We start from the raw sequence: 14279 nt of genomic DNA, 5'->3' as shown, positions 1-14279 counted from the left end.
TGAGGCATCCAAAGCAAGGACAGGCATGTGTTCTACTACCTCTCGAAAGTCGCGTGGTTCTTCGCCACGCCATCCAATCTCCTGATGAGCCTCATTCTGCTGGGGCTGATCCTTGCTCTCTTCAAGCGGCTGAGATCCTTCGGCATCGGGGTGAGCCTCGTCTTCACGCTGGCGACGATCGCACTCGGCCTTCTTCCGATCGCCAGCTACATCCTGCTTCCGCTGGAAGAGCGGTTTCCGCCCTTCCGCGACGATGGTAAGCCGGCGGACGGAATCATCCTTCTCGGCGGGTCCGTGGAGGCCGCGGATTCGGCCTCCCGCGGCATGATCGTCTCCAATGAATCGGCGGAGCGCGTGCTCGACACGATTGAGCTCGCCCACCGCTACCCGAAAGCCCGCATCCTGATTTCCGGCGGAGGCGGCACGGTCTTCGGTGACGGCGCCGCCGAGGCTCCCATCATCGCGGCCTACTTCAAGAGCGTCGGCATCGATCAAACCCGCATCCTGGTGGAGGACCGCTCGCGCACCACATCCGAGAATGCGGTTTTCTCTCGGGAACTCGCGCAACCGCAGGAAGGCGAGCGCTGGCTTCTCGTGACATCCGCCTGGCACATGCCGCGGGCCGTCGGCGTGTTCGAGAACGCCGATTTTCCGGTGACGCCCTATCCGGTGGATTTCCGCACCGGCGGCGGGGGCAACAATCACCGCCCCTTCGCCTTCATCTCGGACGGCTTGCGGCGGCTCGATCTGGGCGCGAAGGAATGGGCGGGCCTGATCGGCTATTACGCGACGGGCCGCACGTCGCGGCTCTTCCCCGGTCCTCAGTCCTCCGCTTCGGGCGGCAGTGCCAACCGATAGGTCCCCCGGAAATCGTCGGGATCGACCGGACGGCCCTTGCGCAGGACGACGATGCGTCCTTCCTTCATGAGGCGCACGGCCACTTTCCGGACCGGCTGCATCAAGGGCCCCCATCCGTCCGGCTGGTTGCCGCCGATGGCCTGAGCCACGTCGGCCGGACCGATGGTCTTGCCTGGGCCACGTTCTTCGAGAAGAGACAGCATGGCGGCCTCCAGTTCCTCGGGCGTCGCGCTCTTAGACATCGGTTTGCCTCAGGGCTGCATCGTGGGCATCCGACAGGAACTGGCGCCGCCACATGACGAGCAGAACCCCGGCTGTCGCCCCGATAAAGAGATAGGCGCTCACGAACCAGCCGAGATAGGCAAGCGAGAAGAAGAATGCCCGCTGTCCCCGGTTGAAATGCTTGCCGGCCACCGCATTCATCGCCGCTGCCTGACGGGCGACGGCCAGCGCCTCCTCGCGGCTGCTCTCCTTCAGCACGGGCACTGCCCCGACGATGATCGCCATGTAGTTGAACAGCCGGTAGGACCAAGCGAACTTGAAGAAGGCATAGACGAAGATCACCGCGAGCCCTACCACCTTCACATCCCAGGCCAGCCGGGTCGGGGGCTCGCCGAAGGGCAGATCGGCGAAGACCGGAAGCACCGAGTCGGTGGATTGCAGAAGGGCCAACACGCCGCCGATGGCGATGAGCGAGGTCGAGGCGAAGAACGCGGTGCCGTTCATGAGGGAGGCCATGATCGTGGTGTCGACGATCCGGTTCTCGCGCACCACCATCTGCTCCATCCAGCGATAGCGGTACTGATTCATCACCTTGTTCAGGCTTTTCTGCCCGGCAGGCGTGAGTTCGACCGCGGCGTGATAGCCGAACCAGGCGACGAGGAAGAAAGCCAGCGCCGCATAATCGAGATTGGTGAAACCCGGCACCCGTCGCCTCCGGTTGACTCTGTCGCTATCTTGCCCAGTTTGTGGAAGACCTCATAGGGGAAGAATAACCCGTCATGCCTCAAACCATCGGACGCGGCTACAAGACATTGCTCGACGAGGCAAATGCTAAGATCCGGACGCTGCCCATCGCCGAAGCCTTGGCCCTGCATGGCCGCGAGGATGTGGTGTTCGTGGACCTGCGCGACCCGCGGGAGCTCGAACGGGAGGGGCGCGTGCCAGGGGCCGTGCATTGCCCGCGGGGCATGCTGGAGTTCTGGATCGATCCGGAAAGCCCCTATCACAAGTCGGTCTTCGCCCAGGACAAGACCTTCGTGTTCTTCTGCGGCGCCGGATGGCGCTCTGCCCTTTCGACTGCGACGGCACAGGACATGGGGTTGAAGCCCGTCGCCCATGTGGAGGGCGGATTTACCGCCTGGAAGAATGCCGGCGGTCCCGTCGAGATCGTAGAGCGGCCGAAGAGCTAAGCCGTTCCCCGAATCTCAAAGCGGCCCGAAGCATTGAAGTCGGGCTCGCCGCGAGCCAGGATTTCCATCTTCTCCACCCGCGAGCCGGCGGGTCCCTCACGGCAGGCCTTCAACATCACGTCGACCAGGTTTCCGGGACCTGAGAACACCGCCTCGACCGTCCCGTCGCGCCGATTGCGCACCCAGCCCCTGAGGCCGTGCAATTCAGCCTGATGCTGCGTCCAGGCGCGAAAGCTCACGCCCTGGACGAGTCCATGGATGACAACGTGTGAAGTTCGGTTCTCGTCCATCCTGACTTACCACTGTGCATGGCGGGCATCGGTGCGGAGCCCGGCATAATCCTTATCCAGCATCCGGATAATGCGCTCTCCCTTCTCAGGGTCCAGCTTCCCCGAAAATCTCATCGATCCTCACTTCCATGCAAGGACCCTTCCCTCGGGTCAGCGGCTCCGGCGGACGGTTCCCGAAGGGGCCTTCCAGAGCGGACGAACCGCGGGGCTCTGCTGAACCGGGACTGAGGCCTGCGTCTTGGGCAGCCACACGCCCAATCTTCGGATGTAGTCCTCCGGCAGGCCCGCATGCCGGGCCGCTTCCACCACTCCCTCCATGTACCCCGGCAGCGGCGTGCCCGGCCTGGTGCTGCGTCCGATATAGACGACGGCCCGGCGCGGTCCCTTCTCGGTCACGACAGGCTGGACCACCTTGGTGTAGAGACCCGTCGAGAGGCTCTCGTAACGGTCGAGGGCGAGCACGTCGGCTAGGGCCAGATCCCAAACCATTCCCCAGACCGCGCGTTGCGGATCCCGCACCACGGAGGCATAGCCTTCGTCGAAAATGATGAAGCGGTGCCGCATGAGCCGCCCGATGCCGACCGGCTTCGAAGCCGGGCAGCGCTGGAGCATGGCGGCCTGGTCCATGTTGGACCCATAGGCGAAATAGAGGGGCATGGCCTGCGCTTCCTTGGGTGCTGATGCGTCTCATGCTGAGAGGCTGGTCGGCCTTCTATCGACACAGCCTGGACGTCATGGCCGGGCTCGTCCCGGCCATCCCGACGCGGATGAGCGCGGCGCTTCTCGGATCGAGATCACCGGAACAAGGCCGGTGATGACGAGGCGGCGAATGTCCGGCCAGTCCCTCAGCATGAGGATTGCGGTTATGAACCAGTCTTCAACAGAACGACCGAATGTGACCCGCTTATGCAAATTCCATGATGACGGCATCGACCGCGAGGCTGTCGCCCTCCTTGGCGTGGATCCTGGAGATGGTGCCGTCGCGCTCGGCGCGCAGCACGTTCTCCATCTTCATCGCCTCGACGATGCAGAGCGGCTCGCCGGCCTTGATCTCCTGGCCCACGCTCACACTGATCGCCTTCACCAAGCCCGGCATCGGGCAGAGCAATTGCTTGCCCGTGTCGGCCTCGAGCCGCTCCGGCATCAGGGCCGCCAGATCCGCCTCGCGCCGGGTGTAGACCCGCACCTCGGTCGAGGCGCCCGCATGGGACAGCACCACCCCGTTGAGGATCGGCCGCACCTGCACGGCAACCTGCTCGCCCCCGACAGTGCCGTTCCAGACCGGCTGGCCGGGCACCCAGTTCGAGACGATCGGCCAGGCCTCCCCGTCGATCACGACCGCAAAGCCCCCCTCGATGTCCTCGATCACCACCTCGTGCCGCTCACTGCCCAGCAGCACCACGCGCTCGCGGTCGAACTGCACGCTCGAAGCCTGGCGCATCTGGCCCGAGATGTGACGCTTGCGCTCGTTGAGCAGGTGATCGATGGCCGCACCCACGGCCGCCATGCGCAACGCCACCTCGCCCACCGGCGCCGGCGCCTTGAACCCTTGCGGGAACTCCTCGGCGATGAAGCCGGTGGAGAGCTTGCCCGATTGCCAGCGCGGATGCTGCATCAGGGCCGAGAGGAACGGGATGTTATGGCGGATGCCTTCGATGGCGAAGGCATCCAGCGCCGTCGCCTGGGCCTCGATGGCCTGGAGGCGGGTCGGCGCATGGGTGACGAGCTTGGCGATCATCGGATCGTAGTAGATCGAGATCTCGCCGCCCTCGTAGACGCCCGTGTCGTTGCGCACCGTCACGCCGTTCGTCTCGCCCTCCTGCGGCGGGCGGTACGTGACGAGGCGACCGGTCGAGGGCAGGAAGTTGCGCACCGGGTCTTCCGCATAGATGCGGCTTTCGACCGAACAACCGTTGAGCTTCACATCGGCCTGGGAGAGGCGCAGCGTCTCGCCGGCAGCCACCCGGATCATTTCCTCCACGAGGTCGATGCCGGTGATCATCTCGGTCACCGGATGCTCCACCTGCAGGCGGGTGTTCATCTCGAGGAAGTAGAACGACCTGTCCTGCCCGGCCACGAACTCCACCGTGCCGGCGGAATCGTAGCCCACGGCCTTGGCGAGAGCCACCGCCTGCTCGCCCATGAGGCGGCGGGTCGCCTCGTCGAGGAGCGGCGACGGCGCCTCCTCGATAACCTTCTGGTTGCGGCGCTGGATCGAGCATTCGCGCTCGCCGAGATAGATCACGTTGCCGTGCTTGTCGCCGAGCACCTGGATCTCGATGTGGCGCGGATCGGTGATGAACTTTTCCACGAAGACGCGGTCGTCGCCGAAGGACGAGGCCGCCTCCGAGGTGGCGCGGGCGAAGCCCTCGGCGACCTCGCCGGCCGAATAGGCGATGCGCATGCCCTTGCCGCCGCCGCCGGCGGAAGCCTTGATCATGACCGGGTAGCCGATCTCGTCGGCGATGGTCACCGCCTGCTCCGGCCCCTCGATCACCCCGAGATAACCCGGAACGGTCGAGACCTTGGCGGCGGCGGCGGCCTTCTTCGACTCGATCTTGTCGCCCATGGCCGCGATGGCTGCGGGATTCGGGCCGATGAACACGATGCCGGCCTCGGCCAGGGCCTTGGGGAAGGCCTCGCGCTCGGAGAGAAAACCGTAGCCGGGATGGACCGCCTGGGCGCCGGTGGCTTTACAGGCCTCGATGATCTTCTCGATCACCAGATAGGACTGAGCCGCGGCGGCCGGGCCGATATGGACCGCCTCGTCGGCCATCTCCACATGGAGGGCATCCCGGTCGGCATCGGAATAGACGGCCACCGTCTTGATGCCCATGCGCCGGGCGGTCTTGATGACCCGGCACGCAATCTCGCCCCGGTTGGCAATCAGGATCTTGTCGAACATGAACCCTCGAACGCTCCACCCAAACAATTAAGCCCACCTCCGTTACTGCACATCCGTGCCTTGGGGAAGCTGGGCTTCGTCAGCATTTAGCGTTAGACGGAGCGCTGCCCGAGAGTCGGTTGGAATTCCACCTCCTCCGGCATCACCGGCCTGGTGCCGGTGATGCCGATCGGAAAAGTACAGCTCTTCACGGGCCGGGATGGCCGGCACGAGGCCGGCCATCACGTGAGAGGGTCGTCACGAAAGGCTGATGAGCCCCTGATCATGTTGCCGACCAGCCCTCAGGCGGCCATCCGGGAGAGCCTCGCCTGCTGGCGTCCGCGCATGATGAAATCGAGAAGCGCCACATCCACATAGCCCGCCTCGTCGAGGATGGCATAGGCGATGCTCATGGCATTCGGAGATGGACCGCTGATCTCGAGCAGGGTTGCGAGCCAGAAGGCGTCGTCGTTGCTGACCACGCCGTGGGGGGCTCGGTTCCAGACGACGAATTCGACCACGAGCTTGGTGAGGACCGGTCCCCAGCTCTCCGCCGCATCGACGGCGCGGTCGAGCGCCAGCAGGGATTCGACCTCGAGACGGCTCGTGATGCCGCCCTCGAGGATCTCGCCCTGAAGCATCTTCACGTCATCATCCGAAACCTGATGGGTCTCATTGATCCTGTCGATGAAATCGCGAAGTTGATCCTTCATCATCCGTTTGACTCCCGCCGGCTTTTCTTTGGCTGACTACCGGTTGATCGCTTGTCCGACGATGACTCTCACACGGATGGCAGGCTTAAACCGTTAACACGACATACTGAATCGGCGTTGAGGTTAAGCGTTGTTGAGAGACTTTGGTTGCTGGAATCTTGCCAAACCGAATTCATCAGGAATTACGCGCCTTTGCCTGCCAAGGAAGCAATAGCTTGCAATCCCGCAAGGCTGCCCTTTCCGCACTTCAGCGCTCTTCGATGGTACCTATGTTCTCGACAACGCAGCGCAATTCGCGCTCGCTCGTTAAGGAAGAGTCCCATGCGGCACCACGGTATCCATCACGTCACCGCCATTGCCGGCCCCGCCCGTCGCAACCTCGACTTCTACACCCGCGTGCTCGGCCTGCGCCTCGTCAAGAAGACCGTCAACTTCGACGATCCCGGCACCTATCATCTCTATTTCGGTGACGGCCTTGGGCAGCCGGGCTCCATCCTGACGTTCTTCCCCTGGGAACACGTCGCCCCGGGTCGCAACGGGATCGGCTCGACCCAGGAGACGTCGTTCCGGGTGCCTGAGGCGTCTCTTGGCTACTGGGCGCATCGCTTCATCGAGCAAGGCGTCGAGCACGGCACCGTGGAGAAGCGCTTCGGACAGAGCGTGCTGACCTTCAAGGATCCGCACGGCACCAGCCTCGCGCTCGTCGGCGCTCCCGATGCGGAGAGCGAGCCCGCTTGGACGGTTGAAGGCATCCCGGCGGAGCATGCCATTCGCGGCCTCGAGGGTGTCAAGCTCCTCGTCGAGAACGGCGAGCGGACGGGCGCGATCCTCACCGACGTGTTCGGCTTTCGCGAGACCGCCCGCGACGGCTCCCTCGTCCGTTACAAGACCGACGCCTTGATGGGCAGCACGGTCGATATCCGCAGCGCCGGCGGCTTCCTGCCGGGCCGGATGGGCGGCGGCTCCGTCCACCACGTGGCGTTCCGCGCCAAGGACGATGCCGAGGAGGCCGAGATGGTACGAAAGCTCGCCGAGACCCACGGCCTGCAGACGACGGAGCAGAAGGACCGCAACTACTTCCGGTCCGTCTATTTCCGCGAGCCGGGCGGCATTCTGTTCGAGATCGCCACCGACGAGCCTGGTTTCGCAGTGGACGAGCCGCAGGACAGCCTGGGCGCCGAGCTGAAGCTGCCGGCGTTCCTGGAGCCTCGGCGCAGCGAAATCGAGTCTCACCTGCCCGAGCTGGCTTGAACTGACGCCCACCTTTTTCCCTCCCCCTTGCGGGGAGGGATTGAGGGTGCGAGTCGGAAAGCCGCAGCTCATGCATGATCGACAGGCCCCAGGCCACTTCCTCCCACGTCATCACCGGCCTTGTGCCGGTGATCCCGATGCGGAAAAGCGCCTTCACTTTCCCCGCAAGGTGAAGGGAACAAGGGCGCACGTGTCGCTCTGACAGAAAGACAAACCATGACCGAACTGTCCTTCATCCACCGCTATGAACCCGGCACGGACCCGAAGCGTCCACCGCTCCTGCTGCTCCACGGCACGGGTGGCAACGAGAACGATCTTCTGGGCCTCGGCCGCACGATCTCCGCAGGCTCCGCCCTGCTCTCTCCGCGCGGCAGGATCCTGGAGAACGGCATGCCCCGGTTCTTCCGCCGCCTCGCGGAGGGCGTGTTCGACGAGGAGGATGTGAGATTCCGCGCGAACGAGCTGGCGGATTTCGTCGGCGAGGCACGCAGCGCCTATGGGCTCGAGGCACCCGTTGCGGTCGGCTTCTCCAACGGCGCCAACATAGCCGCCGCCATGCTGCTGCTACGGCCCGAGGCGCTTGCGGGGGCCGCACTGCTGAGGGCCATGGTGCCGTTGTCCGATGCTCCGCAGGCGGACCTTGCCGGCAAGCGCGTGCTGATGATTTCGGGCGCCATGGACCCGATCATTCCGGCCGATAATGCGAAACGGCTCGCCGCATCCCTGTCGGCATCCGGCGCGGACGTTCAGCACCAGATGCTGCCAGCGGGCCATAACCTGTCACAGACGGATTTGAGCCTGCTGGTGAAGTGGTTCGGGCTATCCGGCAAGTAAGCGGATTTGACGAGCCCTGGCGTCGTTCTGCGAAGACGGCTGCTACGCGGGTTCCTCAGGTTCTCGCGCATAAAGGACGGCAGCCTTCCTGCAGTCATCACCGGGCTCATCCCGGTGATCCCGATTCGACGAGCGCAGTGTTCCACAGGATCGGGATGGCCGGGACAAGCCCGGCCATGACGGCGAGGGATGCCCTTGCCGAGCCAGCCTCTTGCGACGCGGTCAGCGACTATCATCAATCGGATTGAAGCGCCCCCGTCTCGAAGAACCGCTCCATCGCCTCCTCGGCCGGCCTGATGTCGATGCCGCGCTCTTCAAGCCAGGCATCGTCGAAATGCGTGCTGCGGTAGCGCTCACCTGAATCGCAAAGAAGCGTCACGACGGAGCCCTGCTCTACGTTCTTCATCATTTCGCCGGCGATCTGAGCGACCGCCCACAGGTTCGTCCCGGTGGAACCGCCGCAGGAGCGGCCGATGCGGCGCGACAGCACCCGGGCGGCCGCAATGCTCGCCACATCCGGCACGGCGAAAGCGCGGTCGATCAGTTCCGGCACGAAGGACGGCTCGCAGCGCGGGCGGCCGATCCCCTCGATGACCGAGGGCGGCCCTGAGACGGTGCACACGGCCCGGTCCGCGAGGTGCCGGTGAAACACGGACGCCTCCGGATCGGCGAGGCACAACCGCGTCGGCAGGCGACGGTACCGAATATAGCGCCCGAGCGTCGCCGAGGTGCCGCCCGTCCCTGCCCCCACCACGATCCACGTCGGGATCGGATGCTCCTCGTGGCCCATTTGGCTGAAGATGGATTCCGCGATGTTGTTGTTGCCGCGCCAGTCCGTCGCCCGCTCGGCATAGGTGAACTGGTCCATGTAATGGCCGCCGAGCTCCTCGGCGAGACGCGCGCTCTCCGCATACATCTCGGCAGGGCTGTCCACGAAATGGCTCTCGCCGCCATAGAAGGCGATCTGCGCGATCTTTTCGGCCGACGTGGAACGCGGCATCACGGCGATGAAGCGCAGACCCAGCATCCGGGCGAAATAGGCTTCGGACACGGCCGTTGACCCGCTCGAAGCCTCGATGATCGTCGTCTCAGGCCCGATCCAACCGTTGCACAAGCCATACAGAAACAGCGATCGCGCCAGACGGTGCTTCAGGCTTCCCGAAGGATGGGTCGATTCATCCTTGAGATAGAGCGCCACGCCCGGCGCTGCCGGCAGCGGCACGCGCAGGAGATGCGTATCCGATGAGCGGTTGAAGTCCGCCTCGATGACCTGGATGGCCGTGGAGACCCAGGAGCGTGGACATGGGGAGGTCATAGGAAGGTCTCGATCCAGCATCGGCGAAAGTGCCCGGACCTGAGGATCGCGGGCAGGAAGCGTTCCGATGCACGCCATATCGAGGGCAGCCGCGCAACGCAAGGCGCGTCCGAACGTCGTGGCAATCCGTCGTCAAGGACCCGGGGTTAACGCTGCGCAGCGGTAACAGTCACGTTCGGCATCACCTCGGACACGGCCGTTGGATAATGGAGGCCGTCGGCGATGAGCTGCGCCAGGCAGTCGTAGCCCCGATCGCCCATGTGAAATCCATCGCTCGACAGCATGGTGCTCAGGACATCCGGCGAGCGCTCGCCCCAGGCCTTCATCAGCTTGTAGCGCGAGAAGACCGGCACATGCTCGGCGGCACCGGTCGCGCCGACGAGGCCCACGAACCGCTCGTAATGATCGAGATCCTTGATGGCCGGATAATACTGCTGATCGACGAGAACGACCTCGACGCCGAGCGCCTGCGCGGCATCGATTCCCTGCCTCAGGAGTGATGAAAACCGGGCCTCGTCACCCCCCTTGACGGCATCGTTGGTGCCAACCTGCCAGATGACGAGATCCGGCCTCCTCTCCCTGAGGGCGGCCTCGAGACGCCCGACGGTTTCCGAAATCGTCTCGCCGCCCTTTCCGGCGTTATCAACGGCGATATTCCCCTTCCACGACTGCATGAGATCGGCCTGGAGCTGAGCCGGGTAAGAGTAAGCGGGGGAAGAGGCCCCGATTCCCTCGGTCGAGGATGATCCGATGGCAAGAATCCGCACAGGCTCCTGCCGCCTGAGCTTTGACCCAATTCCCTCCAGCCTTACCGGGGACGAAAAAACCGGCTTCGAAGCCAGACAGGCCGTGTCCTGCGCGCGGGCAGGACCAGTGACGCCGACAAGAAGAATCGACGCTAATGCGGAAGCTGCCCAGACGGGACCGACACGAGACCAGCTTTTCCGATCTGCTCCTGCCTGGGAGCAGTCGAGCCCTTCTTTTTCCATTCGAGATATCGTGCCAGTAGGAGGAGTCCGAGAATGCCGAACACGGTGAATACCATACCGACGATATGCGGACTAGCGGACGACTTCACGGAGGCCAGCGTCATCGTGATCTCTCCGAGGGCACTCAGGATGGACCCGAACGCAAAAACCGGCAGGGAGTAGCGGCCAAGGCGCATCATTTCGGCGCCAAAGGCGGTTGTCTGAAGCACTTTGCCTAGCCGAAGCTGCGTTACAACATAGGCCAGAGCCAGGAAGTGGGCCAGTCGGCCGAGACCCAGATCGCTCTTGATGATGTCGACAGTGTTGAAGGCGCCCCAGAGCAGGTTCGGCGCCAAACCGAATCCGTTCATCATGATGACGAAGGAAACGACCAGGAGGACGACCGAGCCGATGAAACCGGGACGCCAGTAGGGGACACTCTTCAATCGCGAGAGCAGCGCCCCTGCGAAGATGCCCATCGTGAACAGAAGCTGCCAGGCGAAGGGATTGAAGAACCACCTGCCCGGCTCGGGCCAGCTCGGCAAGGCGAGCACATCGGCACGAGCGAGCGCGTAAATTCCGACGGAGACGGCAGCCGCCAGCACCACATGAATCCGCATCAGGATCATGGCTACGGGAGCCCAGAGCATGAGGGCGATGTAGAGGGGAAGGATGTTGAAGTAGCCGAGCTGATGCCCGAGCAGAAGAACACCCGTGATGCCGCGGGCCGTATCGTCGAAAACCGCACTCCGACCATGAGCCTCGAGCATGCCGATATCGTCACTGATCACATAGCCGACGGAGAACAGCGCTACGGCCACACCCGTCATGATCAGGTGCATGCGATAAAGTTCAAGCGATCGCCGGAAGCATCGTCTCACGACACCGATAATGCCGCTTTGGGGGAGTTTCGGATAATAGACGAGAGCAACCGACAGGCCGGAGATGAAGACGAAAGCCTCTGCCGCATCAGAGAAACCGTAATTGCGCGGGGTCAGGTGCTCGAGAATGTTGCCCGGAACATGATTGACAAAGATGATGACGAGGACGAGCCCGCGCCAGAAATCGATCAAAGTATTGCGGCCTCCCGAGGCGTGCATTCCCAACCCTCGCGGTTTTTGAATAGCGGCAGAACGCCGGAAAACGGCGGCGGGATCCGATCACCGTCATCAACTCTTTGAGACGGATTCGGCCTTTGGACCGGTATTCCAAATCAAGCTTGGCGAGGCAAGCGTGACAGACTACCGCGCAGGGCATTTCAGCCCTACGCGGGGAGCGTTGAGATTTCAGGAACGCTCGATCCGTTGCGGGCGCAGGGGCGCTTCGTCCGCCGTCACAGCGGAATGTTGTCGTGCTTCTTCCAGGGCCGCTCGCTCTCCTTGTGGCGCAGCATCGCCAGCGCACGGGCGATCCGCCGCCGCGTCGAATGCGGCATGATCACCTCGTCGATGTAGCCGCGCTCGGCCGCCACGAAGGGCGACATGAAGCGGTCTTCGTATTCCTTGGTGCGCGCTGCGATCTTGTCCGCGTCGCCGATATCCTGCCGGAAGATGATTTCCACCGCGCCCTTGGCACCCATCACGGCGATCTGCGCGGTCGGCCAGGCGTAGTTGACGTCGCCGCCGATATGTTTCGACGCCATCACGTCATAGGCGCCGCCGAAGGCTTTCCGCGTGATCACGGTGACCAGCGGCACGGTCGCTTCCGAATAGGCAAACAGCAGCTTGGCGCCGTGCTTGATGAGGCCGCCATATTCCTGTGCCGTACCCGGCAGGAAGCCCGGCACGTCCTCGAAGGTGACGATCGGGATGTTGAAGGCATCGCAGAAGCGCACGAAGCGCGCGGCCTTGCGGGACCCGTCCGAGTCGAGCACGCCCGCCAGCACCATCGGCTGGTTGGCGACGAACCCGACTGTGCGACCCTCCACGCGCCCGAAGCCGGTGATGATGTTTTTCGCGTAAGATTCCTGGATCTCGAAGAAGTCACCCTCGTCCACGACCTTCAGGATCAGCTCCTTCATGTCGTAGGGCTTGTTCGGGTTGTCCGGGATCAGGGTGTCGAGGCTGTCGTCGGTGCGGTTCGGGTCGTCGAAGCTCGGGATCTCCGGCACGCCGTCCATGTTGTTGGCGGGCAGGAAGTCGATGAGGCGACGCACCTGCAGGAGCGCCTCCACGTCGTTGTCGTAGGCGCCATCGGCCACCGACGATTTGGTGGTGTGGACCTTGGCGCCGCCGAGTTCTTCCGAGGTCACGGTCTCGTTGGTGACGGTCTTGACCACGTCCGGGCCGGTGACGAACATGTAGGAGCGGTCGCGCACCATGAAGATGAAATCGGTCATGGCGGGCGAATAGACGTCGCCGCCGGCGCAGGGCCCCATGATCACCGAGATCTGCGGAATGACGCCTGAGGCGATCACGTTGCGCTTGAACACCTCGCCGTAGCCGCCGAGCGCCGCCACGCCCTCCTGGATGCGGGCGCCGCCGGCATCGAACAGGCCCACGATGGGCGCACGCATCTTGAGCGCCATGTCCTGGATCTTGATGATCTTCTGGGCGTGCGCCTCGGACAGCGAGCCGCCGAAGACGGTGAAGTCCTTGGCGAAGACGAAGACGGTGCGGCCATTGACGGTGCCCCAGCCGGTGACGACGCCGTCGCCCGGGATCTTGACCTTCTCCATGCCGAAATCGGTGGAGCGGTGCTCGACGAACATGTCGAACTCTTCGAAGGAGCCCCTGTCGAGCAGGAGCTCGATGCGCTCGCGGGCGGTGAGCTTGCCCCGGCCGTGCTGCGCCTCGATGCGCTTCTCGCCGCCGCCGAGGCGAGCCTGGGCGCGCCGCTCTTCAAGCCGTTCAAGCATGTCTTTCATCGGGAATCCCTGGATGCGGGGGAATGTTTCTCCCCGCTTAGCACAGCCGTGCGAGGCTCAAAATCCCACTATCGGCGTGGGCCTAGCGTCATTTCACGGCCCTTGGCCGAAATAAGCGGAGCCAGGCCGCACGCCGGCTTATAGACCGGCCAGACGATAAACGGTCGAGGCCGCCTTGAAATCGGCCTCGCGCCGGCGGCGACGCTCCATGGCCTCGTAGTCCTCGCCCCAGACGCTCTCCTGATAGAGCTCGTCCACATGGGCGGCGGCCCAGGCCTGGTCAGCGTCCATCCGCTGTGCCGCGTGGGCGAGCGCGATGAGCACAGAGCCGGAGAGCGTGGTCATCACATGCAGGGCGGCGAGCGCAAAGGGAGACCGGATCTGCTCGATCGCACCGCGGATGGCAGCAACGGCCTCGTCGGGCTGGGTCACGTGCATGACGCCCTCGCCCAGGACGAAACGGGCACCGTGGGCGCCCTTCGCCCAGTCGAGAACCGGGCTCCAGGCATCGTCCTGGGATTTGGCCAGCCGTTCGGGCTCGCCGGCGCGGTAATAGACCAGATCGGATCCTGCATAGCGGACGAGGTCGTCCACAACCTCCGCCCGCCGGGGCGCAACGCCGTCGATGGCGGAATTGACGATCCGGGTGATCGGCATGGTCGAGGGATCGATCTCGCCCCCCTGCCCCCGCCACTCCTCCGCCATCGCCTCGGCGAGACCTCGTGTCGGCACGGCCAGGATCTGCTTGCCCGGGGTCTTGGCGGTGCGCCCGTCCAGGGTCAGAAGGAACTGGCCGCCCCGTTCCTCGATGCCGGCTTCCTTGTAGAAGCGCTTCGGCAGCGTTGGCTTCATGCCGGCCTGGGCCGCGCGCATCGGGTTCGGTTCCTC

The 14279-nt window shown here is 64.2% G+C and carries 15 protein-coding genes; 4 read left to right on the top strand and 11 right to left on the bottom strand.

The window, feature by feature from the left end; translation table 11 throughout:
• Nucleotides 1-27 precede the first annotated feature (27 nt).
• Nucleotides 28-858 carry a YdcF family protein gene (locus KHP60_RS19130; RefSeq protein WP_311925206.1) on the top strand — a complete coding sequence of 277 codons (831 nt, stop codon included), beginning with the start codon at nucleotides 28-30 and terminating at the stop codon, nucleotides 856-858.
• On the opposite strand, the gene KHP60_RS19125 is transcribed toward KHP60_RS19130, so the two are convergent.
• Together KHP60_RS19125 and KHP60_RS19120 are read right to left on the bottom strand one after the other, a co-directional pair.
• Entirely contained in the window at nucleotides 822-1100 is a 279-nt protein-coding gene (locus KHP60_RS19125) for a DUF3253 domain-containing protein (RefSeq protein WP_213565909.1), read from the bottom strand. The two genes, KHP60_RS19130 and KHP60_RS19125, sit on opposite strands and share 37 nt — an antisense overlap.
• A complete protein-coding gene (locus KHP60_RS19120; RefSeq protein ID WP_213565908.1) occupies nucleotides 1093-1785 on the bottom strand; it encodes a DUF599 family protein in 693 nt (230 codons plus the stop codon). The genes KHP60_RS19125 and KHP60_RS19120 overlap by 8 nt, the downstream gene beginning before the upstream one ends.
• Nucleotides 1786-1859: 74 nt before the next feature.
• Here KHP60_RS19120 and KHP60_RS19115 point away from each other — a divergent pair, with 74 nt between their 5' ends.
• Entirely contained in the window at nucleotides 1860-2270 is a 411-nt protein-coding gene (locus KHP60_RS19115; RefSeq protein ID WP_213565907.1) for a rhodanese-like domain-containing protein, read from the top strand.
• Here KHP60_RS19115 and KHP60_RS19110 read toward each other — a convergent pair.
• The 4 genes from KHP60_RS19110 to KHP60_RS19095 form a co-directional block, all read right to left on the bottom strand.
• Complete coding sequence (locus KHP60_RS19110) at nucleotides 2267-2560, bottom strand: acylphosphatase (RefSeq protein ID WP_213565906.1); 294 nt, start codon at nucleotides 2558-2560, stop codon at nucleotides 2267-2269. The two genes, KHP60_RS19115 and KHP60_RS19110, sit on opposite strands and share 4 nt — an antisense overlap.
• A 150-nt stretch (nucleotides 2561-2710) precedes the next feature.
• Nucleotides 2711-3217: a gamma-glutamylcyclotransferase family protein gene (locus KHP60_RS19105; RefSeq protein ID WP_213565905.1), complete on the bottom strand. Its 507-nt coding sequence runs from the start codon at nucleotides 3215-3217 to the stop codon at nucleotides 2711-2713.
• 247 nt (nucleotides 3218-3464) lie between these two features.
• Nucleotides 3465-5465: an acetyl/propionyl/methylcrotonyl-CoA carboxylase subunit alpha gene (locus tag KHP60_RS19100; protein ID WP_213565904.1), complete on the bottom strand. Its 2001-nt coding sequence runs from the start codon at nucleotides 5463-5465 to the stop codon at nucleotides 3465-3467.
• Between the two features lie 281 nt (nucleotides 5466-5746).
• Entirely contained in the window at nucleotides 5747-6160 is a 414-nt protein-coding gene (locus tag KHP60_RS19095; RefSeq protein WP_213565903.1) for a hypothetical protein, read from the bottom strand.
• Nucleotides 6161-6478: 318 nt separating this feature from the next.
• Here KHP60_RS19095 and KHP60_RS19090 point away from each other — a divergent pair, with 318 nt between their 5' ends.
• Together KHP60_RS19090 and KHP60_RS19085 are read left to right on the top strand one after the other, a co-directional pair.
• Entirely contained in the window at nucleotides 6479-7408 is a 930-nt protein-coding gene (locus KHP60_RS19090; RefSeq protein WP_213565902.1) for a ring-cleaving dioxygenase, read from the top strand.
• Between the two features lie 216 nt (nucleotides 7409-7624).
• Entirely contained in the window at nucleotides 7625-8242 is a 618-nt protein-coding gene (locus KHP60_RS19085; RefSeq protein WP_213565901.1) for an alpha/beta hydrolase, read from the top strand.
• Between the two features lie 235 nt (nucleotides 8243-8477).
• Here the strand turns inward: KHP60_RS19085 and KHP60_RS19080 are convergent, their stop codons facing one another.
• The 5 genes from KHP60_RS19080 to KHP60_RS19060 all read right to left on the bottom strand — a co-directional run bounded on the left by KHP60_RS19080 (nucleotide 8478) and on the right by KHP60_RS19060 (nucleotide 14264).
• Nucleotides 8478-9557 carry a PLP-dependent cysteine synthase family protein gene (locus KHP60_RS19080; RefSeq protein ID WP_213565900.1) on the bottom strand — a complete coding sequence of 360 codons (1080 nt, stop codon included), beginning with the start codon at nucleotides 9555-9557 and terminating at the stop codon, nucleotides 8478-8480.
• Nucleotides 9558-9703: 146 nt separating this feature from the next.
• Nucleotides 9704-10546: an SGNH/GDSL hydrolase family protein gene (locus KHP60_RS19075; RefSeq protein ID WP_249688930.1), complete on the bottom strand. Its 843-nt coding sequence runs from the start codon at nucleotides 10544-10546 to the stop codon at nucleotides 9704-9706.
• On the bottom strand, nucleotides 10456-11625 hold the full coding sequence (locus KHP60_RS19070) for an OpgC family protein (protein WP_213565898.1): 1170 nt from the start codon (nucleotides 11623-11625) through the stop codon (nucleotides 10456-10458). Before KHP60_RS19070 ends, KHP60_RS19075 begins: the two co-directional genes overlap by 91 nt.
• A 233-nt stretch (nucleotides 11626-11858) precedes the next feature.
• A complete protein-coding gene (locus KHP60_RS19065; protein WP_213565897.1) occupies nucleotides 11859-13391 on the bottom strand; it encodes an acyl-CoA carboxylase subunit beta in 1533 nt (510 codons plus the stop codon).
• A gap of 138 nt (nucleotides 13392-13529) precedes the next feature.
• Nucleotides 13530-14264: an ATP12 family chaperone protein gene (locus KHP60_RS19060; RefSeq protein ID WP_249688929.1), complete on the bottom strand. Its 735-nt coding sequence runs from the start codon at nucleotides 14262-14264 to the stop codon at nucleotides 13530-13532.
• Nucleotides 14265-14279 lie beyond the last annotated feature (15 nt).

The organism is Microvirga sp. 3-52 (genome assembly GCF_018383585.1).
GTDB lineage: Bacteria > Pseudomonadota > Alphaproteobacteria > Rhizobiales > Beijerinckiaceae > Microvirga.
This window is presented reverse-complemented; position numbering and strand designations above follow the sequence as displayed.